This is a genomic window from Azospirillum sp. Marseille-Q6669 (assembly GCF_965111635.1).
Genome location: NZ_CBCOOP010000005.1, coordinates 116,987 through 140,399 on the forward strand (window position 1 = coordinate 116,987; position 23,413 = coordinate 140,399).

The 23,413-nt window shown below is 68.8% G+C and carries 21 protein-coding genes; 12 read left to right on the forward strand and 9 right to left on the reverse strand.

Annotated elements, in window-relative coordinates; translation table 11 throughout:
• Nucleotides 1–159: 159 nt before the first annotated feature.
• The 4 genes from ACWPXE_RS25850 to ACWPXE_RS25865 all read right to left on the reverse strand — a co-directional run bounded on the left by ACWPXE_RS25850 (nt 160) and on the right by ACWPXE_RS25865 (nt 2,531).
• The gene (locus ACWPXE_RS25850) at nt 160–471 is read right to left on the reverse strand and encodes a hypothetical protein (protein ID WP_200527342.1); all 312 of its coding nucleotides are present in this window, start codon (nt 469–471) and stop codon (nt 160–162) included.
• Complete coding sequence (locus ACWPXE_RS25855; protein WP_014238704.1) at nt 471–707, reverse strand: hypothetical protein; 237 nt, start codon at nt 705–707, stop codon at nt 471–473. The genes ACWPXE_RS25850 and ACWPXE_RS25855 overlap by 1 nt, the downstream gene beginning before the upstream one ends.
• A 27-nt stretch (nt 708–734) precedes the next feature.
• A complete protein-coding gene (gene rlmN / locus ACWPXE_RS25860) occupies nt 735–1,904 on the reverse strand; it encodes a 23S rRNA (adenine(2503)-C(2))-methyltransferase RlmN (protein ID WP_454020144.1) in 1,170 nt (389 codons plus the stop codon).
• Nucleotides 1,905–1,982: 78 nt separating this feature from the next.
• On the reverse strand, nt 1,983–2,531 hold the full coding sequence (locus tag ACWPXE_RS25865; protein ID WP_454020145.1) for an invasion associated locus B family protein: 549 nt from the start codon (nt 2,529–2,531) through the stop codon (nt 1,983–1,985).
• Nucleotides 2,532–2,935: 404 nt separating this feature from the next.
• Between ACWPXE_RS25865 and ACWPXE_RS25870 the strand changes: the two genes are divergently transcribed.
• On the forward strand, nt 2,936–3,511 hold the full coding sequence (locus ACWPXE_RS25870) for a sigma-70 family RNA polymerase sigma factor (RefSeq protein WP_454020146.1): 576 nt from the start codon (nt 2,936–2,938) through the stop codon (nt 3,509–3,511).
• The gene (locus ACWPXE_RS25875) at nt 3,508–4,194 is read left to right on the forward strand and encodes a ChrR family anti-sigma-E factor (RefSeq protein WP_454020147.1); all 687 of its coding nucleotides are present in this window, start codon (nt 3,508–3,510) and stop codon (nt 4,192–4,194) included. The genes ACWPXE_RS25870 and ACWPXE_RS25875 overlap by 4 nt, the downstream gene beginning before the upstream one ends.
• A 34-nt stretch (nt 4,195–4,228) precedes the next feature.
• Here the strand turns inward: ACWPXE_RS25875 and ACWPXE_RS25880 are convergent, their stop codons facing one another.
• A complete protein-coding gene (locus ACWPXE_RS25880; RefSeq protein WP_114857863.1) occupies nt 4,229–4,813 on the reverse strand; it encodes an RNA methyltransferase in 585 nt (194 codons plus the stop codon).
• 118 nt (nt 4,814–4,931) lie between these two features.
• Here ACWPXE_RS25880 and ACWPXE_RS25885 point away from each other — a divergent pair, with 118 nt between their 5' ends.
• The 3 genes from ACWPXE_RS25885 (at nt 4,932) to ACWPXE_RS25895 (ending at nt 8,279) form a co-directional block, all read left to right on the forward strand.
• Nucleotides 4,932–6,032 carry an asparaginase gene (locus tag ACWPXE_RS25885; protein ID WP_454020148.1) on the forward strand — a complete coding sequence of 367 codons (1,101 nt, stop codon included), beginning with the start codon at nt 4,932–4,934 and terminating at the stop codon, nt 6,030–6,032.
• 56 nt (nt 6,033–6,088) lie between these two features.
• Nucleotides 6,089–6,940: an AraC family transcriptional regulator gene (locus ACWPXE_RS25890; RefSeq protein WP_454020149.1), complete on the forward strand. Its 852-nt coding sequence runs from the start codon at nt 6,089–6,091 to the stop codon at nt 6,938–6,940.
• A gap of 100 nt (nt 6,941–7,040) precedes the next feature.
• Entirely contained in the window at nt 7,041–8,279 is a 1,239-nt protein-coding gene (locus tag ACWPXE_RS25895) for a class I SAM-dependent methyltransferase (RefSeq protein WP_454020150.1), read from the forward strand.
• A gap of 91 nt (nt 8,280–8,370) precedes the next feature.
• On the opposite strand, the gene ACWPXE_RS25900 is transcribed toward ACWPXE_RS25895, so the two are convergent.
• Nucleotides 8,371–9,687, reverse strand: coding sequence for an ammonium transporter (locus ACWPXE_RS25900; RefSeq protein WP_454020151.1), 1,317 nt, complete (start codon nt 9,685–9,687; stop codon nt 8,371–8,373).
• 549 nt (nt 9,688–10,236) lie between these two features.
• Between ACWPXE_RS25900 and glgC the strand changes: the two genes are divergently transcribed.
• The 4 genes from glgC to ACWPXE_RS25920 all read left to right on the forward strand — a co-directional run bounded on the left by glgC (nt 10,237) and on the right by ACWPXE_RS25920 (nt 15,916).
• Nucleotides 10,237–11,508, forward strand: coding sequence for a glucose-1-phosphate adenylyltransferase (gene glgC / locus ACWPXE_RS25905; protein WP_454020152.1), 1,272 nt, complete (start codon nt 10,237–10,239; stop codon nt 11,506–11,508).
• Nucleotides 11,509–11,587: 79 nt separating this feature from the next.
• Nucleotides 11,588–13,066 (forward strand): glycogen synthase GlgA, encoded by a 1,479-nt coding sequence (gene glgA / locus ACWPXE_RS25910; protein WP_454020534.1) that lies wholly within the window; start codon nt 11,588–11,590, stop codon nt 13,064–13,066.
• Between the two features lie 142 nt (nt 13,067–13,208).
• Entirely contained in the window at nt 13,209–15,011 is a 1,803-nt protein-coding gene (gene lepA, locus ACWPXE_RS25915) for a translation elongation factor 4 (protein ID WP_145675786.1), read from the forward strand.
• A 149-nt stretch (nt 15,012–15,160) separates the two neighbouring features.
• Complete coding sequence (locus ACWPXE_RS25920; protein WP_454020153.1) at nt 15,161–15,916, forward strand: hypothetical protein; 756 nt, start codon at nt 15,161–15,163, stop codon at nt 15,914–15,916.
• Between the two features lie 7 nt (nt 15,917–15,923).
• Here ACWPXE_RS25920 and ACWPXE_RS25925 read toward each other — a convergent pair whose 3' ends face one another.
• A complete protein-coding gene (locus ACWPXE_RS25925) occupies nt 15,924–16,094 on the reverse strand; it encodes a hypothetical protein (protein WP_454020154.1) in 171 nt (56 codons plus the stop codon).
• A 145-nt stretch (nt 16,095–16,239) separates the two neighbouring features.
• Here ACWPXE_RS25925 and ACWPXE_RS25930 point away from each other — a divergent pair, with 145 nt between their 5' ends.
• The 3 genes from ACWPXE_RS25930 to ACWPXE_RS25940 all read left to right on the forward strand — a co-directional run bounded on the left by ACWPXE_RS25930 (nt 16,240) and on the right by ACWPXE_RS25940 (nt 19,945).
• Complete coding sequence (locus ACWPXE_RS25930; RefSeq protein WP_454020155.1) at nt 16,240–17,124, forward strand: LysR substrate-binding domain-containing protein; 885 nt, start codon at nt 16,240–16,242, stop codon at nt 17,122–17,124.
• Nucleotides 17,125–17,241: 117 nt separating this feature from the next.
• Complete coding sequence (locus ACWPXE_RS25935; protein ID WP_454020156.1) at nt 17,242–18,201, forward strand: SH3 domain-containing protein; 960 nt, start codon at nt 17,242–17,244, stop codon at nt 18,199–18,201.
• A gap of 157 nt (nt 18,202–18,358) precedes the next feature.
• A complete protein-coding gene (locus ACWPXE_RS25940) occupies nt 18,359–19,945 on the forward strand; it encodes a DUF3369 domain-containing protein (protein ID WP_237904700.1) in 1,587 nt (528 codons plus the stop codon).
• 27 nt (nt 19,946–19,972) lie between these two features.
• Here ACWPXE_RS25940 and ACWPXE_RS25945 read toward each other — a convergent pair whose 3' ends face one another.
• Nucleotides 19,973–20,482 (reverse strand): response regulator, encoded by a 510-nt coding sequence (locus ACWPXE_RS25945; protein WP_237904699.1) that lies wholly within the window; start codon nt 20,480–20,482, stop codon nt 19,973–19,975.
• A 526-nt stretch (nt 20,483–21,008) separates the two neighbouring features.
• Nucleotides 21,009–23,405: a phenylalanine--tRNA ligase subunit beta gene (gene pheT / locus ACWPXE_RS25950; protein WP_454020157.1), complete on the reverse strand. Its 2,397-nt coding sequence runs from the start codon at nt 23,403–23,405 to the stop codon at nt 21,009–21,011.
• Nucleotides 23,406–23,413 lie beyond the last annotated feature (8 nt).

The window sequence follows — 23,413 nt, forward strand, 5'->3', positions numbered from 1 at the left end:
TTCACGGATTTGAGCACGGATTTCTCGGACGTCACCGTTCCGGCCACACGCCAAGCGCATCGAGCCGATCGCCTCCGTGAAATCCGGTCGTGATCCGTGAAATCCGTGTCGATCTTGCCGGCGTCTTCAGCGCTTGGCATTCGGGCGACCGCCCTACGCTCAATCCGTCCCGGCGTCGGCCGCAACGGTGCTCTCCGCGGCGGGGCGGGCGGGCGCCCGGTCCACGAAGGGCCAGCGGATGTAGGCGTAGAGCCACATCGCCAGGATGTCCGCCCCGTTGATCAGCAGGACCAGCGCCCACAGCGGGCTGCGCCCGCCCTTGGCCAGCACCCAGCCGCCGAAGATCAGCTTCAGCATCAGCAGGATCGCCATGACGAGGTTCGCCGTCCACGGGTCGGTGGACATGATCGCCGCCCAGGGCTGCCAATAGACGGCGTTGAGCAGGCCGACAATGGCGTCGAGCATCTCCATCACGCGGCCCTCCGCGCCTTGCGCGGCCGCGCCGGCCCGTCGACCAGGACCCGCGCCGGCCAGCGCCGCACCGTCAGCAGGCCCAGCACGCCGACCAGCCCGATCACCGGCACGAAGATCACCAGCGCCCACCAGGGCGAGAAGCCCGCCCGGCGGAAGATGCGCATCAGCGGCCAGACCGCCGCCGCGTTGAACAGGAACAGGATCAGGCCGGGATCGACGGCGAACTCAGGCACGGAGCACTCCCAGGGATAATTCCGGCCTTACCCGGCCAGCGCCGCGTCCTTCTCGGCCAGCACCTTCTCGATGGCGGCGCGGTCGGCGGCGGACAGGCGGACGGACGCGCTCTTCAACTGGCCGCAGGCGGCCATGATGTCCTCGCCGCGGGTGGTGCGGACGGGGCTGGCGTAGCCGGCGTTGTTGACGATGTCGCCGAAGATCTGGATCGCCCGGTCGGTCGAACGCTCGTAGGGTGCGCCCGGCCAGGGGTTGAAGGGGATCAGGTTGATCTTCGACGGGATGCCTTCCAGCAACTTGACCAGGGCGCGGGCGTCCGCCGGGCTGTCGTTGATGCCCTTCAGCATCACGTATTCGAAGGTGATGCGCCGCGCGTTGTTCAGGCCGGGGTAATTGCGGCAGGCGTCCATCAGCTCCTTCAACGGATATTTCCGGTTGATGGGCATGATGATGTCGCGCAGCTCGTCGGTCACGGCGTGCAGGCTGACCGCGAGGTTGACGTTCAGCTCCTCGCCGCAGCGCTTCATGGCCGGGACGACGCCGGAGGTCGAAAGCGTGATGCGGCGCTTCGAGATCGAGATCCCGTCGCCGTCCATGACGATCTTCAGCGCCTTGGCGACGTTCTCGTAGTTAAAGAGCGGCTCCCCCATCCCCATCATGACGATGTTGGAGATCATCCGCCCGTCCGGCGGCGCCGGCCATTCGCCGAGCGCGTCGCGGGCCAGCATGACCTGGGCCACGATCTCCGAGGCGTCGAGGTTGCGCACCAGACGCTGCGTGCCGGTGTGGCAGAAGCGGCAGGTCAGCGTGCAGCCGACCTGCGAGGAGACGCAGAGCGTGCCGCGGTCCTCCTCGGGGATGTGGACGCTCTCCACCTCCTGCCCGTCGGGCATCCGCAGCAGCCACTTGCGCGTGCCGTCTACCGACTTCAGGTCGCGGACGACCGTCGGGCGGGCCACGGCGTAGCTTTCCGCCAGCTTCTCGCGCACTGGCTTGGCGAGCGTGGTCATCACCGCGAAGTCGGTGGCTCCGCGGTGGTAGATCCAGTGCCAGAGTTGGCGGGCCCGGAATTTCTCCAGGCCGACGGACAGCATTTCGGCTTCCAGCTCGTCGCGGGACAGGCCGACAAGGTTCTTGCGCCCGTCGGCGTCAACAGCCGGCAGGGCAAAGGCAGCAGCATGGTTGGAGGCGCTCATGGCCCCCTAAATAGGGCCACGAGCGTCCGGAGTCAAAAGACGAAACGAGGAGCGACCAAGTGAAAAGAGCAGCGCTGCTCAGCGCTTCACGCCGCAGGCCTGGTTGATCGCGTCGTAAGCCTGGGCGAAGCCGTCGGTGCTGTAGGTGTCGGTGGTCTTCGTGCCGCGGCCCGAAACACCCTTCACCACCATGGACTTGCCCTTGGCGTCGCGCATCGCGGCGGTGACGGCCTTGTCGGTGTCGGCGTCGCGCGCCCAGGCGGTCTCGCCGTCGGTGAACAGCTTGAAGGACTTGCCGGCCACGTCCAGCGTGGACTCGCTGTCCTTCTTGAGGGGATAGCCGACGACGACGCTGACGACGTCCAGCGCCTTTTCCGCCGGGCGGTGGGTGACCAGCACATAGATGTCCCCGCGCTTGGCCGCGGCGGGCTCCTTCTTCTTGGGCTGGCTGGACAGGTAGCAGACCTTGTGCCCGCCCTCGTCGAAGGCGAAGGCGTTCCAGTCCTTGAAGGTCCCCAGCAGGCGCGGATCGGCGGCGCCAGCCGTGGTAACGGTTGCGGCGAGGATCGGACCGGCCAGAAGCAGAGCGGCGCCGGCGGTGCGACGGATGGTGCGAATGGGCAACATCGGTTGGCGAAGGCTCGAATGGTTTCGCGGACGGGTTCGGGAGTGGGTCGGACCCTACCCCAATTCGGTGAGGCTTTCCAGGGCCGCCGCCCCGTCCCGGCGGCGAAGTCACGGGTTGTTCCGCGAGCCGGTCCTGCAATCGATCGCTCGATTTCGCGTCGAAAGCCGGTGATCCGACCGAGAACAGGACGCGTAGAAGGTCCATCGAACGCTGGACCGAACGCCGCAGCACACCCATGAGACCACTGGCCGCCCGACCACTCGACGGTGCACACGACGCGGGGGAGCGCCAAACACGCTTTGCAGCGGGGCGCCCCGCGCACCATGTGATGCGGGGCTTGCCCTTGTGCGCAAAGCCCATGCGCGCAGAGACGGCGCTCCCGAAGACGTGCCCGAAGACGTGGATGCAGGATCTTGGTTCCTCTGCCGCCGGCGCCGACCGGACCTTCGAAGAACTGCTGACCGCGGTCGGGCGGGACCGCGACCGCACGGCTTTCGCGGCCCTGTTCGGGCATTTCGCCCCACGGTTGAAGGCCTATCTGCGCCGCCAGGGCTGCGACGCGGGCGGTGCGGAGGAGTTGGTGCAGGACGTAATGCTGTTGGTGTGGCGCCGCGCGGAAACCTATGACCCGACCCAGGCGTCCGCCGCCACCTGGGTGTTCACCATCGCCCGCAACCGGCGGATCGACGCGCTGCGGCGGGAACAGCGGCCCGAGATCGACCCAGCCGACCCCACGCTGGTGCCCGACCCGGTGGAAAGCGCCGACGACGGGGTGGCGGCGCGCGAAACCGCCGGACGCCTGAAAGCGGCGCTGAAGACCCTGCCGCCGGAACAGGCCGACCTGCTGCGGCTGGCCTATTTCGAGGACAAGCCGCACAGCCAGATCTCCGCCGAACAGGGCATTCCGCTGGGCACCGTCAAGTCGCGCCTGCGTCTGGCCATGGAGCGGCTGCGCAAGGCCATGAGGGACTCCCGATGACCGTGCCCACCCACCATCCCGGCGACACCCTGCTGATCGACTATGCCGGCGGCGCTCTGGGCGAGGCGGCGTCGCTGATCGTGGCGACGCATCTGGCGCTGTGCCCCTGCTGCCGCCTGAACGTCGCCGAGATGGAAGCGGTCGGCGGCGCCCTGCTGGAGAGCATCGAGCCGGAGGAGGTCGACCCCGCCTGCCTGGAGACGGTTCTCGCCCGGCTGGACGACTTGCCGCCCCTGCCCCGCGCGCCCCGGCCGAAGCTGGTCTGCCAGCCGGCCGAAGTGCCGCTGCTGCCCGAGCCGCTGCGCCGCTATGTCGGCAGCGACCTGTCGCGCCTGCCCTGGAAGCGGCTTATGCGCGGCATGGACTGCTACGACATCCCGCTGGGTTCCCCACTGGAGTCCGGTTCCGAACGCCGCGGCAAGGCCCGGCTGATGCGGCTGGCGAGCGGCGTCGGGCCGCCCCACCACACCCACCGGGGGATTGAACTGACTCTGGTTCTGGACGGCGGCTTCACCGACGATCTGGGCCAGTTCGCCCGCGGCGACCTGTCCGTCGCCGACGACTCCGTGCGCCACCGCCCGGTGGCCGACGACGAGGGCTGCCTGTGCCTGGCCGTGACCGACGCGCCGCTTCGTTTCACCGGCGCGCTGGGGCTGATCCTCAACCCCTTCGTGACGTTCTGAATTTGAACCGGATCATCCGTCGTCGCGGACGACATCAGTCATCGTCACGGACGATCACCGGCTTCTGGATGCCGCGCATACGGCGGCGCCGCTCCGGGTTGCGCATGATCTGGCGGCCGTGCTGGTGATCGCGCAGCGGCTCGGTCGGGCCGCCGACGCGCACCGGGCGTTCGGCGAAGCGGCCCAGGCTGATCATCCGGTCGTACATCACCAGGGCGCCGGCCACCCCGACGTTGATGCAGAACTTCATCGGGATCTTCACCGTGAAGTCGCAGCGCTCCAGCAGCGGTTCGGACAGGCTGCCGCGCTCCGGCCCCAGCACATAGGCGGCGCGCGTCGGATGGCGGAAGCTGGGCAGTTCCACCGCGTCCTCGGTCAGCTCCACCCCGACGAGTTGGCAGTCCTTGGGCAGGGCCAGATCGGCCACCCGGTCGTAGACGTAGAGCGGCAGATGCTCCGACGCGCCGGAGGTGTCCACGATGTGCGCCTCGTGCAGGTCGGGCTCCGGGTCGATGGCGAAGAAGAAGGAGGCGCCGAAGGCGTGGGCGGAGCGCATCAGGTTGCCGACATTGCCCGGCTTGCTGATCCGCTCCACCCCGATGGCGAAATATCCACGCATGGCTTTGCACAATCACTCGTAGTTTCGGCCCGCGCATAGCGCGAATCGGCCGTGATCCGGTGGGTCCGATGGTGCGACACCTTGCCTCGCGCCCCGGAGAGAGGCAAGCTCTCCACCCATGAGCCACGACCATTCCTCCTGCTGCGGCGGCCACGGTGACCACCACGGCCACGCCGACCATCACCACCCCGCCGAGGGGCACGCCGACCTGTCCGGACCGCCGGAGGCGCCGATCCTCGTCGAGGTGACGCGCGGCGGCATGGTGGAATCCGTCCATCGCGGGCGCGCCTGCATCGTCGATTCCGACGGTCGTGTGCTGGCCCAGTGGGGCGACATCCAGGCGCCGGTCTACCCGCGCTCCGCCATCAAGGCCATCCAGGCGATCCCGCTCGTCGAGACGGGCGCGCTGGACGCCTACGAGCTGGGCGACCAGGAGCTGGCGCTGGCCTGCTCCTCCCACCATGGGGAGATCCGCCACACCCGCATCGCGGAGGCCTGGATCAAGCGCATCGGCCTGACCGTGGGCGATTACGAGTGCGGGGCGCATCTGCCGACCGACACCGAGACCGCCCACGAGATGATCCGCCACGGCGAGACGCCGACCGCCTTCCACAACAACTGCTCCGGCAAGCACGCCGGCTTCCTGACCACCGCCCTGCACAGGGGCGAACCGACCAAGGGCTATGTCCGCTTCGACCACCCGGTGCAGCAGCGCATCCTCGGCGTGATGGAGCAGATGACCGGCCAGGACCTGTCGCAGGCCCCCTGGGGCGTCGACGGCTGCGCCATCCCGACCATCGGCATCCCGTTGGGCGCCATCGCCTACGCCATGGCCCGCATCGGCGACCCCAAGGATCTGCCCGACTCCCGCGCCGAGGCGGTGGCCCGCATCCGCCGCGCCTGGCGGTCGCACCCGCACCTGATCGCCGGCAAGGACAGCTTCGACACCGGCATGATGCAGGCGGCGGGCGGGCTGGTGCTGGTCAAGGGCGGGGCCGAGGGCGTGGGCTGCGCCGTCCTGCCCAAGCAGGGCCTGGGCATCGCCCTGAAGATCGACGACGGCACCCCCCGCGCCCGCGAGGTCGCCCTGGCCGCCCTGATCCGCGCCACCAAGGTGCTGTCCGACGAACAGTGGGCGCGGGCCGGCCAGCTCATCAACCAGCCGGTGACCAACCGCAACGGCCTGGAGGTCGGCGTGGTCCGCCCGGCGGAGGGCTGAAGGTCCGCAAGCGCGATCAAGCGGCCCTCGGCTAGGGTGCCGGGCATGGAGGACCCATGACCAAGCCCGACACCCTGCTGGACTACGGCCGCCGCATCGAGCGTGTCATCGACCACATCGCCGCCCATCTGGACGAGACGCTGGAGTTGGAACGGCTGGCCGCCGTCGCCTGCTTCTCGCCCTACCATTTCCACCGCATCTACCGCGCCATGGCGGGGGAAACGGCGGCGGACACGTTGCGTCGGCTGCGTCTGCACCGTGCCGCAGGCGACCTCGTGAAGGGCGGAGACGGCATGGAGCAGGTCGCACGGCGCGCCGGCTACGGCAGCGTGGAGGCGTTCACCCGCGCCTTCGGGCAGGTCTACGGCCTGAGCCCCGGCGCCTACCGGCGGCAAGGCCGCCTGGTTCCTCCATCCGACCAACCACCGGACGAGGAGCGAAGCATGCACGACGTCACCATCCGCGATCTGCCGCCGCTGCGCGTGGCCGCCATGGCTCACCAAGGCCCCTATATGAACATCGGCACGACCTTCGAGCGGCTGTACGCCTGGGCCGCGGGCCGCGGCCTTGTGGGACCGGAGACGCGGTCCTTCGCCCTTTATTACGACGACCCGGAATCGGTTCCGGCGGACCATCTCCGTTCCGAGGCCGCGTTGCTGGTCGACGGACCGATCCCTGAGGACGGACCGGTTCGCGCGCGTGACATTCCCGGCGGCCGGCACGCCGTTCTGATCCACAAGGGTCCCTACGCGGAGTTGGAACGCCCCTACCGCTGGCTCTACCGCGACTGGCTGCCGTCGAGCGGCCACGCGCCGGCCGACCGCCCCTGCGTCGAGGAATATCTGAACAATCCCCGCACCCTTCCCCCCGAGGAGTGGCTGACGGAGATCCGGTTGCCTTTGGCGTGAGAGGAGGCGGAGGGGAGGCGTTCCTCCCCTCCCCATCCCCCAAGCCCGTTCCATTGATGCTATGGTCCGGCACCCGTCCACCTGACCGGTTGCCCGATCCATGAGCATCGACACCCTGCGCGCCCAGTACGAAGCCTTCCCCTATCCCGCGCGCAACCCCGCCGACGAGAAAAAGCGCCTGATCACCGGATCGCCCAGCCATCTGGACGAGGTGAACCACAACGTCTTCGGCGGGCGTCTCGACCACGCCAAGCCCCTCAGGGTGCTGGTGGCCGGCGGCGGGACCGGCGACGGGACGATCATGATCGCCCAGCAGCTGGCTGACGCCGGCAATCCGGGGCACGTCACCTATCTCGACCTCTCCGACGCCGCGCGCGACATCGCCGAGGCGCGGGCCAAGGCGCGCGGGCTGACCAACATCGACTTCCGCCGCGGCTCGCTGCTCGACCTCGGCGGGCTGTTGGAGGAGGGGGGGCCGTTCGACTACGTCGACTGCTGCGGCGTGCTGCACCATCTGGACGAGCCGGCGGCGGGCATCCGCTCGCTGGCGGGAGCGCTGAAGCCGGGCGGCGGGATCGGGCTGATGGTCTACGCACCGTACGGGCGCACCGGCGTCTATCCCATGCAGGCGGCGCTGCGCACCATCGCGGCGGACCTGCCGCCGAAGGAGCGGGTGGCGCTGGCCCGCCGGCTGATCGAGCGCCTGCCGACGTCCAACTGGCTGCTGCGCAACCCCTTCATCAACGACCACAAACAGGCCGACGCCGACCTCTACGACCTGCTGCTGCATTCCTGCGACCGGCCCTTCACCGTGCCGGAGCTGGCGGAGCTGGCGGCGGCGGGCGGTCTGGCCATCGCCGCGCTGGTGGACCCCTACCGCTACGACCCCGCCGTCTGGGTGAAGGACCCCCGCCTGCTGAAGCGGCTCGACGGGCTGTCCCGGCTGGAGCGCGCCGCCTGGGCCGAGCAGGTCACCGGCAGCATGACCAAGCACATCGCCTATCTCGTCCGTCCCGAGGATGCCGAGGGCGCCATCGCCCGCCCGGACGGGCCGGAGGTGGTGCCGGTGCTGCGCGACCTCGACGGCGCCGCGGTGGCCAAGGGCCTGCCCCCCGGCGGCGTGCTGGAGGCGGAGCTGATGGGCGCGGTCATCCCCCTGCCCCTGCCCCGTCTGGCCGGGCCGATCCTGGCGCGGGTGGACGGGCGGACCAGCCTGGGCGACATCCACCAAGCGGTGGCGGAGAAGGCCGGGCCGCTGGCCTGGGACGCTTTCCTGGCGCAGTTCGCGCAGCTTTTCACGGCGCTGAACGGCGTCGGCAAGATGTATCTGCGCCGCTGAGCGCGTCACCGCTTCCAAAATGAAAAATCCGCCGCCGGGAGGCCCCGGCGGCGGAAGTTCATGGAGGAAACAACCAGGCTGCAAAAGGTGCTTAGTGGATGGTCTCGCCGTGCAGGGCGAGGTCCAGGCCGTCGCGCTCGACGTCCTCGTCGACGCGCAGGCCCATCACCACGTCGATGACCTTCAGGATGATGAAGGAGCCGACCGCCGAGTAGGCGATGGTGGCCAGGATGCCGTAGACCTGCGTCCAGATCTGGCCGACGTTGCCTTCCAGGGCGCCGGCGGTGCCGCCGATGGCTTCCTGGGCGAAGACGCCGGTCAGGATGGCGCCGACGATGCCGCCCACGCCGTGCACGCCGAAGGCGTCCAGCGAGTCGTCATAGCCGAGGGCGCGCTTGAGGCCGGTGGCGCCCCAGTAGCAGATCACGCCGGCGGCCAGACCGATGACCAGGGCGCCGGTCGGACCGACGAAGCCCGAGGCCGGGGTGATGGCGACCAGGCCGGCGATGGCCCCGGAGATGATGCCGAGGACCGAGGGCTTGCCCTTGGTGGCCCACTCGACCAGCAGCCAGGACATGGCGGCGGTGGCGGCGGCGATCTGCGTGACCAGCATGGCCATGCCCGCACGGCCGTCGGCGGCCACGGCGGAACCCGCGTTGAAGCCGAACCAGCCGACCCACAGCATCGAGGCGCCGATCAGGCTGAGCACCAGGTTGTGCGGGGCGAAGTTCTCGTTCGGGTAGCCCTTGCGCTTGCCCAGCACGATGGCGGCGACCAGACCGGCCACGCCCGCGTTGATGTGCACGACGGTGCCGCCGGCGTAGTCGAGCACGCCGTCACCCATCAGATAACCGCCCGGACCCCAGACCCAGTGGGTGATCGGCGCGTAGACGATCAGCGACCACAGGCCCGTGAAGACCAGCATCGAGGAGAACTTCATGCGGTCGGCGAAGGCGCCGGTGATCAGGGCCGGCGTGATGATGGCGAAGGTCATCTGGAAGACGACGAAGATCGTCTCCGGAATGACGCCCGACAGGCTGTCCTTGGTGATGCCGGCCAGCATGAACTTCGAAAGGCCGCCGAAATACGGGGTGCCTTCGGTGAAGGCGATGCTGTAACCGGCGAAGAACCACAGGATGCTGACCAGGCAGCAGATCGCGAAGCTCTGCATCACGACCGACAGCACGTTCATCTTGCGGACCATGCCACCGTAGAACAGGGCCAGACCCGGGATGGTCATGAACAGAACCAGCGCCGTGGCGACCAGCATCCAAGCCGTGTCGCCGCTGCTCAGGGTCGGCTCGGCCGCGGCGGCGGCCGCTTCCTGGGCGAGGGCAGCGGCAGGCAGACCGGCCAAGCCCAGAATCGCCGCCATCGTCGGCGCGGCGAGGGTGAAGAGACGGCTCATCGAGGCTCCTCTTTATTCGAATGCTTCTGGCCCGTTTCGCCCCGTCCCCGGTACAGACGGGGCGGCGGGAGGGGACCGTGTACGCCGATTTCTCTTCAAGAAGCGTGCCAACCCAAAAGGGCTAGGAATCGCGGTGGTTGCGGCCTTTCGGATGACCGCAAAGCAGCATAGGACCCGAGTCGCCGGACTGCCTTGCCCAGAAATTGAGCAGAAAATCGGACCACCCAAAGCCTTGCACCGCAGCGTGATTCGCCCATGGATTGCAGGTTGGCTGCCCCCTGTTGAGGCGCCGCGCGCCCGTTTCCCACGCGCTTGCCTGTTTATTGTGCACAGTGATGCGCCTGATTTCCGCACAACCGTTGGGCAGCCCCCCTCTATTTCCGGCCTGTTCCCCTCGGCCTATTGGCCCGCCCCCGTGAAATGTGGCACGGTCACCCTCTCAACCGGCGGAGCCGGACGGGGCCGGGGACAAGCGGCCTCCGCCCATACGGGTCCGCCGGACGCTTCCGGATGGCCGACAGCAAAAAAGAGAACCGAAAGGGGAGACACATGCTCGACAAACGGGATCTGCGGCTGGCGCCGCGCCGCGCCGTGGCACTTGTCCTGGCCGGCGGCCGGGGCAGCCGGCTGAAGCAGCTGACCGACCGTCGCGCCAAGCCGGCCACCTATTTCGGGGGCAAGTTCCGGATCATCGACTTCGCCCTGTCGAACTGCATCAATTCGGGTTTCCGCCGCATCGGCGTGCTGACGCAGTACAAGTCGCACAGCCTGCTGCGCCACCTGCAGCGCGGCTGGAACTTCTTCCGCGGCGAGATGAACGAGTTCTGCGACCTGCTGCCGGCGCAGCAGCGCATCAGCGAGACCGCCTGGTACCAGGGCACCGCCGACGCGGTTTACCAGAACCTGGACATCCTGCGCGACCACGAGCCTGAATACATCCTGATCCTGGCCGGCGACCACATCTACAAGATGGATTACGGCGCGCTGCTGCTCGACCACATCGCCAAGAAGGCCGATGTGACGATCCCCTGCATCCAGGTGCCGCGCGCCCAGGCGACCGGCTTCGGCGTCATGCATGTGGACGAGACGCAGCGCGTCATCGACTTCGTCGAGAAGCCCGCCGACCCGCCGCCGATGCCGGGCAACCCGGACAAGTCGCTGGCCAGCATGGGCATCTACGTCTTCAACGCGCAGTTCCTCTACGACCAGCTGGAGCGCGACTTCAACGAACCCGGCTCGTCCCGCGACTTCGGCAAGGACATCATCCCGTATCTGGTGACGAGCGGGGCGCGGGTGATGGCCCACGACTTCGCCGAGTCGGCCATCCTGAACGGCCATGAGTCGGAGCCCTACTGGCGCGACGTCGGCACCATCGACGCCTATTGGGAGGCCAACCTCGACCTCTGCCACGTCACGCCGCAGCTCAACATGTACGACCGCGAGTGGCCGATCTTCACCTACCAGGAGCAGCTTCCCCCGGCGAAGTTCGTCTTCGACGACGAGAACCGGCGCGGCATGGCCGTGGACAGCCTGGTGTCGGGCGGCTGCATCGTTTCCGGCTCGCTGGTGAAGAACTCGCTGCTGTTCAGCGAGGTGCGCGTCAACTCTTTCAGCGAGTTGCATCAGGCGGTGGTGCTGCCGGACGTCGACATCGGTCGTCATTGCCGCCTGACCAAGGTGGTGATCGACCGCGGCGTGGTGATCCCCGAGGGGCTGGTCGTCGGCGAGGACCCGGAGCTGGACGCCAAGCGCTTCCACCGCAGCGAGGGCGGCGTCTGCCTGATCACCCAGGACATGATCGACCGCCTGCCCAAGGACTGACCCTTCCCATCCCCCTTCGCCCCCCTGGGGCGAGGGGGCGGTGAGCAAGACCAAGAAGAAACCGAAAGACCCCGCCTCCATGCGCGTCCTGTTCGTCACGCCGGAATGCTACCCCCTGGTGAAGACCGGCGGGCTGGCCGACGTTTCCGCCGCCCTGCCCCCCGCCCTGAACCGCGCCGGAGCCGAGGTCCGCCTGCTGCTGCCCGGCTATCCGGCGGTGCTGAACGGGCTTGCCGACCTGCAGCCGGTCGGCACGCCGCTCACCGATCTGCCCGGCGGCGCCCCGGCGACGCTGCGGATCGGACGGATGCCCGACGGGGTGCTGGCCTATGTGCTGGACGCGCCGGCGCTCTACGACCGGCCCGGCAACCCCTATCTGGGACCGGACGGCAAGGACTGGCCGGACAACGCGGAACGCTTCGCGGCCCTGTCCTGGTGCGCGGCGGGCTTCGCGGCGGAGGACGGCCTCGATCCCTGGTGGCGTCCCGACGTGCTGCACGGGCACGACTGGCAGACCGGCCTGATCCCGGCCTATCTGGAGCTGCGCCCCGACCGCTTCACCGGGCCATTCCGGCCGGGCACGGTGACGACGATCCACAACATCGCCTATCAGGGCCTGTTCGGTGCCTGGATGATGAGCGACCTCGGCCTGCCGTCCGCCGCCTTCCGGATCGACGGGGTGGAGTATTACGGCGGGGTCGGCTTCCTCAAGGCCGGCTGCTTCTACTCCGACCGCCTGACCACGGTCAGCCCGACCTACGCCCACGAGATCCAGACGGCGGAGCACGGTTCGGGCCTGGAAGGGCTGCTCGCCACGCGGGCCGAGGCGCTGACCGGCATCCTCAACGGCGTGGACTATGACATCTGGGACCCCGCCATCGACCCGCACATCGCCGCCCGCTACGGCGCCGCGGACCTCGGCGGCAAGGACCTGTGCAAGGCCGACCTCCAGGCGACCTTCGGCCTGGACCGCCGGGCGGACGCCCCGCTGGCCGCGGTGGTCAGCCGCCTGACCGGCCACAAGGGGCTGGATCTGGTGCTGGAGGCGGCGTCGCAATGGATCGCCTGGGGCGGCCAGCTCGCTGTTCTCGGCAGCGGCGAGCCGGCGCTGGAGGCCGGCTTCCGCCACCTCGCCACCTGGTTCCCGAAGTCGGTCGGCGTGCGCATCGGCTACGACGAGGCGCTGTCCCACCGCATCCAGGCCGGCGCCGACCTGTTCCTGGTGCCCTCGCGGTCGGAGCCCTGCGGCCTGACCCAGATGTACGCGCTGAAGTACGGCACCCTGCCGCTGGTCCGCCGCACCGGGGGCCTCGCCGACACCATCGTGGACGCCAACCCGGCGGCGGTGAACGACGGCAGCGCCACCGGCTTCCAGTTCGTCAACGCCACCGTCCAGGAACTGACCTGGGCGCTGCGCCGCGCCGCCGCCCTCTACCGCAAGCCCGAGCGCTGGCACGCCATGCAGCAGCACGCGATGACCCGCGACTTCGGCTGGCACGGCCCGGCGGAGGAGTACATGGAGCTGTACCGAGCGGTGGCGCCGGTTCTGGTGGCGTAGGAGAGCGCGGGGCCGATCCCCGCGTTTCCCGCGAAAGGAGTGGAACGGGGACAGGGCCATTCCATAGGGCCTGTCCACGCCGCCATTGCGCGCATCGTCCGTCCGCCCTATGTTCCGCCCCAAACCAGGGCTCCGGGCACCGATGACTGACCTTTCGCACATCCGCAATTTCTCGATCATCGCACACATCGACCACGGCAAGTCGACCCTTGCCGACCGTCTGATCCAGCAGTGCGGCGGCCTCGATTCGCGCGAGATGCGCGAACAGGTGCTCGACAGCATGGACATCGAGCGCGAGCGCGGCATCACCATCAAGGCGCAGACCGTCCGCCTGCTCTACAAGGCCAAGGACGGGCAGCAATACACGCTGAACCTGATGGACACGCCGGGCCACGTCGACTTCGCCTACGAGGTCAGCCGCAGCCTCGCCGCCTGCGAGGGCTCGATCCTGGTGGTGGACGCCTCGCAGGGTGTGGAGGCGCAGACGCTCGCCAACGTCTATCAGGCGATCGACAACAACCACGAGATCATCCCGGTCCTGAACAAGATCGACCTGCCCGCGGCGGAGCCCGACCGCGTCAAGCAGCAGATCGAGGACGTGATCGGCCTGGACGCCACCGACGCCGTGGAGATCTCGGCCAAGACCGGCCTGAACATCGACGCCGTGCTGGAAGCCGTGGTGCAGCGCCTGCCCGCGCCCAAGGGCAACGCCGACGGCGAGTTGAAGGCCCTGCTGGTCGATTCCTGGTACGACCCGTATCTCGGCGTGGTCATCCTGGTGCGCGTGGTCGACGGGCGGCTGAAGGTGAACCAGAAGGTCCGCTTCATGGCCGCCGGCAGCGCGCACGAGGTGGACCGCGTCGGCGTCTTCACCCCGAAGGCGCTGCTGACCGGCGAGCTGGGGCCGGGCGAGATGGGCTTCATCACCGCCGCCATCAAGGACATCACGCTGACCAAGGTCGGCGACACCATCACCGAGGACCGCCGCCCGGCGGCGGAGCCGCTGGCCGGCTTCAAGCCCTCCATCCCCGTGGTGTGGTGCGGCCTGTTCCCGGTCGACGCCGCCGACTTCGAGCGGCTGCGCGACAGCCTGGGCAAGCTGAAGCTGAACGACTCCAGCTTCCATTACGAGGCCGAGACGTCGGCGGCGCTGGGCTTCGGCTTCCGCTGCGGCTTCCTCGGCCTGCTGCATCTGGAGATCATCCAGGAGCGCCTGGAGCGCGAGTTCAACCTCGACCTGATCACCACCGCGCCGTCGGTGGTCTACAAGCTCCACATGACCGACGGCACGGTGATGGATCTGCACAACCCGGCGGACATGCCGGACGTGATGAAGATCGACCGCATCGACGAGCCGTGGATCAAGGCCACCATCATGCTGCCCGACGAGTATCTGGGCGGCATCCTCCAGCTCTGCACCGAGCGGCGCGGCCAGCAGATCGAGCTGACCTACGCCGGCGCCCGCGCCATGCTGGTCTACCGCCTGCCGCTGAACGAGGTGGTCTTCGACTTCTACGACCGGCTGAAGTCGATCAGCCGCGGCTATGCCAGCTTCGACTACCAGATGGACAGCTACGAGGAAGGCGACCTCGTGAAGATGTCGATCCTGGTGAACGCCGAGCCGGTGGACGCCCTGTCGATGATCGTCCACCGCTCCCAGTCGGAGCGCCGCGGCCGCCAGCTCTGCGAGCGGCTGAAGGAGCTGATCCCGCGCCAGCTTTTCAAGATCGCCGTGCAGGCGGCCATCGGCGGCAAGATCATCGCCCGCGAGAGCATCGGCGCGCTGCGCAAGGACGTGACGGCCAAGTGCTACGGCGGCGACATCAGCCGCAAGCGCAAGCTGCTGGACAAGCAGAAGGAAGGCAAGAAGCGCATGCGGCAGTTCGGCCAGGTCGAAATCCCGCAGAGCGCCTTCATCGCCGCCCTCAAGATGGGCGACGAATAAGCGCCGGCCTCGCGACGGCATGACGGAAGGCGGGTCCGAAAAGGCCCGCTTTCTTTTTGTCCACGCATCCCGGAGCCCACAAAAAGTCGAATGACTCGCCACGCGGAATCGCCTATCACCCGGTCAGGCTTCCAAACGGATGATGTCCCGTGACGCGCACTGTCATGTTCGGCCTGCCCGCCGCCCTGGTCGTCGGCATCCTTGCAGGCTGCACCCCGAACTACTCGCCCAACACCTACGCCGCCACCGCCACCCAGCAGGCGAACAAGGTGGAGCGGGCGGTCGTCATCGGGTTCCGTCAGGTCAAGATCAGCACCAGCGGCACCGTCGGCGCCGTCACCGGCGGGGCCGCGGGCGGCGTGCTGGGCTCCCAGTCCGGCACCTTCGGCATCAACGCGGCGCTGGGCGCGGTCGGCGGCACGGCCATCGGCGGGCTGATCGGCACCTCGATCGAGCATGTGACCGGCGACACCACGGGCTGGGAATACATCGTCCGCAAGCCGGACGGCGAGCTTCTGTCGGTCACCCAGCGGGAAGAGAAGCCCATCGAGATCGGGCAGAAGGTTCTCGTCATCGCCGGCAGTCAGGCCCGCATCGTCGCCGACTATTCGACGGACCCGGAGCCGGCTCCCGTCCTAAAGGACGTGGCGAAGGAAGCGGCCAAGGACGACGCCCAAAAGGACGCCAAGCCCGCCGAGGCGATCGAGGCAAAGGAGCTTCCCGCCCCGCCCGCCGCGGAGGCACCTGCCGAGGCTCCGGCGGCCTCGACTCCCGACAGCGGCGGGCCGGCGCCCATCCGCCTCACCCCGCCTCCTGTGACGCCGGCTGCGACGCCCACTCCCGAGCCGGCGCCGGCCGCCGAGGCCCCGGCGGACAAGCCCGCCGACGGCACGCCCGCCACCTGATTCGCGCTCACACCACCAGGATCGTCAGCAGCAGCACCGGCAGAGCCGGCATCCGCGGCAGCCGGAAGCGCCACGGCGACGGCGCTGCCACCGTCACCGTCATCGGGCGGCGCTCCTCCTCGCGGTCCAGCCGTCCGGCCTCCAGCACCACCGTCGTCATCGCGTCGAACACGCCCATCGCTCCGTTCTCCCAAGATTTGGAGGGCACCCTGCGCCCGCGTGGAAAATCTTGGAAACGAATAGGCTTTATGAGGATCATCACAGATCGTGATGGTCCTTTCGCGCGTTGAACCCGCGCGCCCCCTCTGCTTGAATGCGTGACCATGCCGGCCAACCTTGACACCGACCTTCTGCGCGCTTTCGTCGCCGTCGCCGACGCGCGCAGCTTCACCCGTGCCGGCGACACGCTGGGCCGCACCCAGGCCGCCGTCAGCCAGCAGGTCCGCCGGCTGGAGGAGGTCGTGGGCACCCGCGTCTTCCAGCGCGACACCAAGAGCGTCCACCTCACCCAGGACGGCGAGCTTCTGCTGACCTACGCCCGGCGGATGCTGACCCTGAACGACGAGGCGCTGGCCCTGATGCGCCGGCCCGCCACGGTAGCCAGCGTGCGCATCGGCACGCCGGACGATTACGCCACCATGCTGCTGCCCGGCGTGCTCGCCCGCTTCGCCGCCGCCTACCCCGACGTGCCGGTGGAGGTGATCTGCGACAACAGCCCCGATCTGGTGGCGGAGATCGACAAGGGCCGCTACGACCTCGCCTTGGTCACCCGCCACCCGGACAGCCGCAGCGGCGAACTGGTGCGGCGGGAGCCGGTGGCCTGGGTCGCCCCGCCACGCTCCATCGTCGTCGATTCCATCCCCATCGAGCGGGAGGACCCGCTGCCGCTGGCCCTGTTCCCCAAGGGCTGCGTGGTGCGCGACCTCGCCGTCGCGGCGCTGGAGGGCATCGGGCGCGGCTGGCGCGTCGCCTTCATCAGCAAGAGCGTGGTGGCGGTGCACGGCGCCGTGCTGGGCGGGCTGGGCGTCACCGCCATGGAGGAATGCACCATCCCGCCCAGCCTGCGCCGGCTGACCGCGGCGGACGGCTTCCCCGACCTGCCGGACATCGACATCGCGCTGCACCGCGCCCCCGGCATGGCCGCCAAGCCGGTCCGCCTGTTGGCCGAGGCCATCCACGATCTGGTGGGCGAGGGGCGCCTGGCCTGACGGCCGGCCTAACGCTTGGTCCCGCTTCGTGACATCCGCCGCCCCGGACGCGCGCCGGGTTGCCCCGGCGGGCCGGACCGATGCAGAATGGCCCCTCCTCCATGGGGGCAAACCGCCGTGCGCACGCGTTCCACCACCGCCTTCCGCGCCCTGGCGCTGCGGCTGATCCTGGCCGCGGCGACGATGTGGTTCGCCCCGGACGCCGCCTTGGCGCAAAGCCCCGTCGCCATCGGCGCTCCGTTGACCGGCGAGGTGGTCCTGAACCGCGACATCGAGGTGCGCATCGGCCCCAACGCCGACGCCCGGATCATCCAGACCCTGCCGCGCGGCAAGGCGCTGAACGCGCTGGGCACACCGCGCGGCACCAGTTGGACAGAGGTCGCCATCGGCGGCCAGCCCATCGGCTATGTGCCCTCCGACTCGCTGGACCCGGCGCTGATGGTGTCGCGCTCGATCACCGCTGCCATGGGCGCCACCGCCGGCGGGGCCAACGCCGGCGGATCGCCCCCCTCGACCGGCAAGCCGCCGGTCATCCACCGCAGCGCCGCCGTGGTGCCGCGCAGCGCGTGGGAGATCGCCGCCCAGGTGCCGGCCCAGGGCTATGTGGTCGCGGCGGACGCCATCAAGGCGACGGAGATCCTCGACAACAAGAAGCGGCGCAGCTTCACCCTGCGCAAGGGCGACGTGGTCAGCCTGATCGACTCCGCGAACGGGCGGGTGACGCTGGGCATGCCCGGCCGGACGCGGGCGGTTGCCACGGCGGAAAGTCTGATCGGGGTGGTCGCCCCCTACCCGCTGCCCGGCATGCCGCCGATCGAGCCGGGGGCGCTGTTCGCTGCGCGGCTCGGCGAGTATGTCAGCCACGCCGAGGGGCTGCGGGCGTGGCAGGAATTCACCTACGGCCCAGGAACGGCCTACCGCGACCTGCCGCCGATGGTCTGGCCGGTCTTCCGCGGCGCCCGCACCACCTACCAGATGGGCGTCGGCCCCTTCACCCGGACCCAGGTGGACAATGTCTGCGGCGCGCTGGCGCAGCGCTCTATGGACTGCTGGGTGATCGAGCTGGAGACCTTCTGATCCTCGCGCCGCTTTCCACCAAGCGGAACAGTCCCCGCGCTCAATGCAAATTATTGAGCTTTTTCGTCAAAAATGCATCGATCGTGGCGGTAGGCGGGCACCGCCGTGCCGTGTTAATCTTTCTTACCCCCTGCCCGCTCCGCCCCAGGCTTTGCCCATGACCGACTCCGACGACGAGTTCCTCTTTCTGGACGACCAGGACGGCGACGGAAACGGTGAAACCGGGTCGCCGGCCACCGGAAACCGGTGGAAGATGATGATCGTGGACGACGAGCCGGAGGTGCACTCCATCACCAAGCTCGTCCTGGCCGATTTCGCCTACAAGGGCCGCTCCGCCCAGTTCATCTCCGCCTATTCCGCCGCGGAGGCACGGACGATCCTGGAGCGGGAGGAGGACATCGCCATCATTCTGCTGGACGTGGTGATGGAGACCGACGACGCCGGGCTGCAGCTCGTCCACCACATCCGGGAGGAGCTGAAGAACCGCCACGTCCGCATCATCCTGCGCACCGGCCAGCCCGGCCAGGCGCCGGAGCGCGCGGTGATCCTCGACTACGACATCAACGACTACAAGGCCAAGACGCAGCTCACCGCCCAGCAGCTGTTCACCACCACGGTCGCCGCCCTGCGCTCCTACGAGGACATCATGGCGATCGAGATGAACCGGCGCGGGCTGGAGAAGATCATCGAGGCGTCATCGTCGCTGTTCCAGGCGCGCTCGATGAAGCTGTTCGCCGCCGGCGTGCTGACGCAGCTGTCCGGCATCCTCGGCGTCGGGCCGGACGCCATCCTGTGCGTGCAGCGCGGTCCGGTCATCAGCGGCGCGGCGGACGGCCTGTACGTCCTGGCCGGGTCCGGCCGGTTCGAGACGCTGATCGACGAGCCAGCGGCCAACCATGTCGAGCCCGCCGTTCTGGCGGAGGTGAAGCGCTGCCTGGAGTCGCGCAGCAACCGCTACGCCGCCGACCATTGCACGCTTTACATCCGCACGCCGAACGACCGCGAGAACGTGGTCTATCTGAGTTCCGACCGGCCCCTGTCGGACCTCGACCGCAACCTGATCGAGGTGTTCTGCCGCAAGATCTCGGTCGGTTTCGACAACCTGCACCTGTACGAACAGCTGCGGCGCAGCCAGGAGCATACGGTTATCGCCATGGCCGATCTGGCGGAGCGCGCCGGTCATCCCAGCGCGGAGGCCGAAACCGGCCCGCGCATCGCCATGGTGACCGACCGCATCGCCCGCCGGCTGGCCGAAGAGGGGCGCCATCCCTCCGTTCTCGACACGGTGTTCCTGGAGTCGGTCGGTCTGGCCGCCATCCTCCACGACGTCGGCAACGCCACACTGGACCCCGCCATCCTCGGCAAGACCGGGCCGCTGACCCCGGAGGAGCGGGCCGTCATGCAGGCCCACACGACCACGGGCTGGGATTTGCTGGACCGCGCGAGTCAGCGGTCCGAGGGACGGACGCATCTGCATCTGGGGGCGGAGATCGCCCGGTCGCATCATGAGAATTGGGACGGCACCGGCTATCCCGACCACCTGCAGGGCAACGCCATCCCGCTGAGCGCCCGCATCGTCGCGGTGGCCGACAGCTTCGACGCCATGACCCGCGACCGGCCCTACCGCAAGGCGCTGGACCATGACGTGGCGGTGGCCGAGATCCGGCGCCTGTCCGGCAGCCGGTTCGATCCGGTGGTGGTCGACGCCTTCCTGGCGGTGTCCGGCAGCCTGCGCCGGGGGTGACACCCTTCGGAGAAAGAGGCGGCGGGATCAGCCGGCGCCGCTCATCAGCGTGTCCACCATGTCCTTCAGCGGACCGATCTGCACCGGCTTGTGCAGCAGCCGGCAGCCCAGGGCGGCGGCTTCGGCCTGACGCTCCGGCATCGTGTCGCCGGTCAGGATCAGGGCGGGCACCGGGGCGCCGACATGGGCGCGCACCATCTCCACCGCCTGGGCGCCCGTGCCCCCCGCCGGCAGGAAGTGATCCGCCAGGACCAGTCCCGGACGGCCGGGCGCCTGGGGCAGCCGCTGCGCCAGTTCGTTCAGCGACAGGGCGGTCAGCACGTCATACCCCCAGGCTTCGAGAAGCAGCGCCAACCCTTCCACGATCGACCGGTCGTCGTCCACGACGATGACCAGCCGGCTGGCTTCGGCCGGCGCTCCTCCATCTCCGTCTTCACGGCGGAAGGCACCGCCGCCGTCCACCGAACCATTGCCGGCATCCCCGGTCATGGCGAGGACGGAGGCGGTTCTGGCGTGGTCGTTCGTTAAGCTCAGCATCGGATTCTTCACCAGCTCTGAGGGCGGCGGAGCCAGGGCACCCCGCGCCGTTTTCCACATGGCCGCTTCAAAAAAGAATGAAAAATATTAAAAAAATAGAAATATCAGCCAGACGAATTTTCTGAAACACCCGCCATGTATCGTGGAAAGAAAACATTCCATTCCTGAAATTTATAGGCAGCGTTGCGCAGCATCGAGACAATACGAACGCATGATTTGAAAATTTACGTTCATTCGCTTTATCTGATGGACCAATTCCATTCAACTCTGAAAAAGCGCATATGAGGCACGTCCGGATGCCGCACCGAAACGTGCTTCAAACAACGGACCGCGGCATGTTCCGCGAATCCAGACGTGTCGCTTCCGGAACAATCCTTTGAACTGTCCGGATTGGGAGCCGTTCCATCCGGACATGGAAAAACAATGAGCCCCCGCCTTGCGGCGGGGGCCCAAACTTTGTCTTACGAAATTGAACCCTTTCCGGGATCCGCAGCCTTTGGATGCGCCCGTGTCAGGAACGTCGATGTCAGCTGCGCAGGCTGCCGCCCGTGGCCTTGGCGACCGCGGCGACGATCTTCTGGCCGACGGCCTCGATCTCCGACTCGGTCAGGGTGCGCTCGGTCGGCTGGAGCGTGACAGAGAGCGCGACGGATTTCTTGCCCTCCTCCAGGTTGGTGCCCTGGTAGACGTCGAAGACGGTCACGTCCTTGACCAGCGCCTTGTCGGCACCCTTGGCGGCGCGGATCAGCTTGTCGGCCTCCACGTCCTTGCCGACGACGAAGGCGAAGTCGCGCTCCAGCGGCTGGAAGGGCGAGAGCTGGACCAGCGGACGCGCCGTGCCGCCCTTCTTTTTGGGCAGCGGAATGGCGTCCAGGAACACCTCGAAGCCGACCACCGGACCCTTGACGCCCAGCGTGCCCAGCACGGTCGGGTGGATCTCGCCGAAGCGGGCCATCACCGTCGGGCCGAGGCGCAGCACGCCCGAGCGGCCCGGATGGTACCAGCCCGGCGCGTCGGTGGTGACCTGCAGGTTGGTCACCGGCGCGCCGGCGGCCTCCAGCACGGCCATCGCGTCGGCCTTGGCATCAAAGGCATCGACGCCGCGGGCCTTCTCCGCCCAGTGGCGCGGCACCGCGTTGCCGGCGCGGATGCCGGCGGCCACGATGTCCTGCCCGTCCGGCGACGGCTTGCGGAAGGCCGGGCCGACCTCGAACAGGCCGACGTCGGCGTAGCCGCGGTCGGCGTTGCGCCCGGCGGCCTGGATCAGGTTGCCAAGGATCGACGGGCGCATCACGTCGAGGTCGGCGCTGATCGGGTTGACCAGCGTCAGCCCCTCGCCGACGCCGCCGAACAGTTCGGCCACCGGACCGGCCATGAAGGACCAGGTGACGGCTTCGGACAGGCCGCGGACGGCCAGCGTGCGCTTGGTCAGCCCGACGCGGCGCTGTTTGGTGGTCAGGGCCGGACGGGTCAGCACGCTGTCGCGCGGCAGCGGCGTCGCCGGGATGGCGTCGAAGCCGTGGATGCGCAGCACCTCCTCCACCAGATCGGCCTCGCCATGGATGTCGGCGCGCCAGGAGGGGGGGACGACGCGCAGGGTGCCGTCCACATCCTCGCCGACGATCTCGCAGCCAAGGTCGATCAGGATGCGGGTCTGCTCGTCGCGCGGCACCTCGACACCGCCCAGCGCGGCGACCCGGCCCGGACGCAGCGTCAGGGTGCGGCGCCACTGCGGCTCCTCGCCGGCGATCACGAGGTCGGAGGCCTCGCCGCCGCAGATCTCCAGGATCAGGCGGGTGGCCCGTTCCATCCCCGACACCACCGCCGCCGGATCGACGCCGCGCTCCAGCCGGTAGCGGGCGTCCGACTCGATGCCCAGCTTGCGCCCCGTCTGCGCCGTGCGCACGGTGTCGAAGATCGCCGCCTCCAGGAAGACGTTGACCGTCGTCTCGGTGCAGCCCGACGCCTCGCCGCCGATGATGCCGCCCAGCGCCTCGGCCCGCTCATGATCGGCGATGACCGTCATGCCCGGGTCGAGCGGGTATTCCTTGCCGTTCAGCGCCGCCAGCGTCTCGCCTTCACGGGCCAGGCGGACGACGATCCCGCCCTTGACCTTGTCGGCGTCGAAGGCGTGCAGCGGGCGCGACAGGTCGAAGGTGATGAAGTTGGTGATGTCGACCAGCGCGGAGATCGGGCGCAGGCCGATGGCGACCAGCTTGTCGTGCAGCCACTTCGGCGACGGGCCGTTCTTCACGCCGCGGAAATAGCGGCCGACATACATCGGGCAGGCGTCCGGCGCCTCGATGGTCACGCCGAACGGGCTGGCGAAGGCGCCCTTGACCGGCTCCGCCGCCAGCGGCTTCAGCCGGCCCAGACCGGCGGCGGCGAGGTCGCGGGCGATGCCGCGCACCCCGGCGCAGTCGGCGCGGTCGGGCGTCAGGCTGATGTCGATGACCGGGTCGCCCAGGCCGGCATAGTCGGCGTAGGCGGCGCCGACCGGCGCGTCGTCCGGCAGCTCGATGATGCCGTTGTGTTCTTCCGACAGCATCAGCTCGCGCTCGGAGCACATCATGCCGTTCGACTCGACGCCGCGGATGACGCCCTTCTTCAGCGTGATGTCGGAGCCGGGGATGTAGGCCCCCTCCGGCGCGAAGACGCCCTTCAGCCCGGCCCGGGCGTTGGGCGCGCCGCAGACGACCTGCAGCTTCTCGGTGCCGGTGTCGACGACCAGGACGCGCAGCTTGTCGGCGTCCGGGTGCTTCTCGGCGGAGACGACGTGGGCGACGCGGAAGGGCTTCAGCTCCTTGGAGCGGTCCTCCACCCCTTCGACCTCCAGGCCGAGGGCGGTCAGCTTTTCCACGATCTGGTCGAGCGTGGCGTCGGTCTCCAGATGGTCCTTCAGCCAGGACAGCGTGAACTTCATGGGTCCGG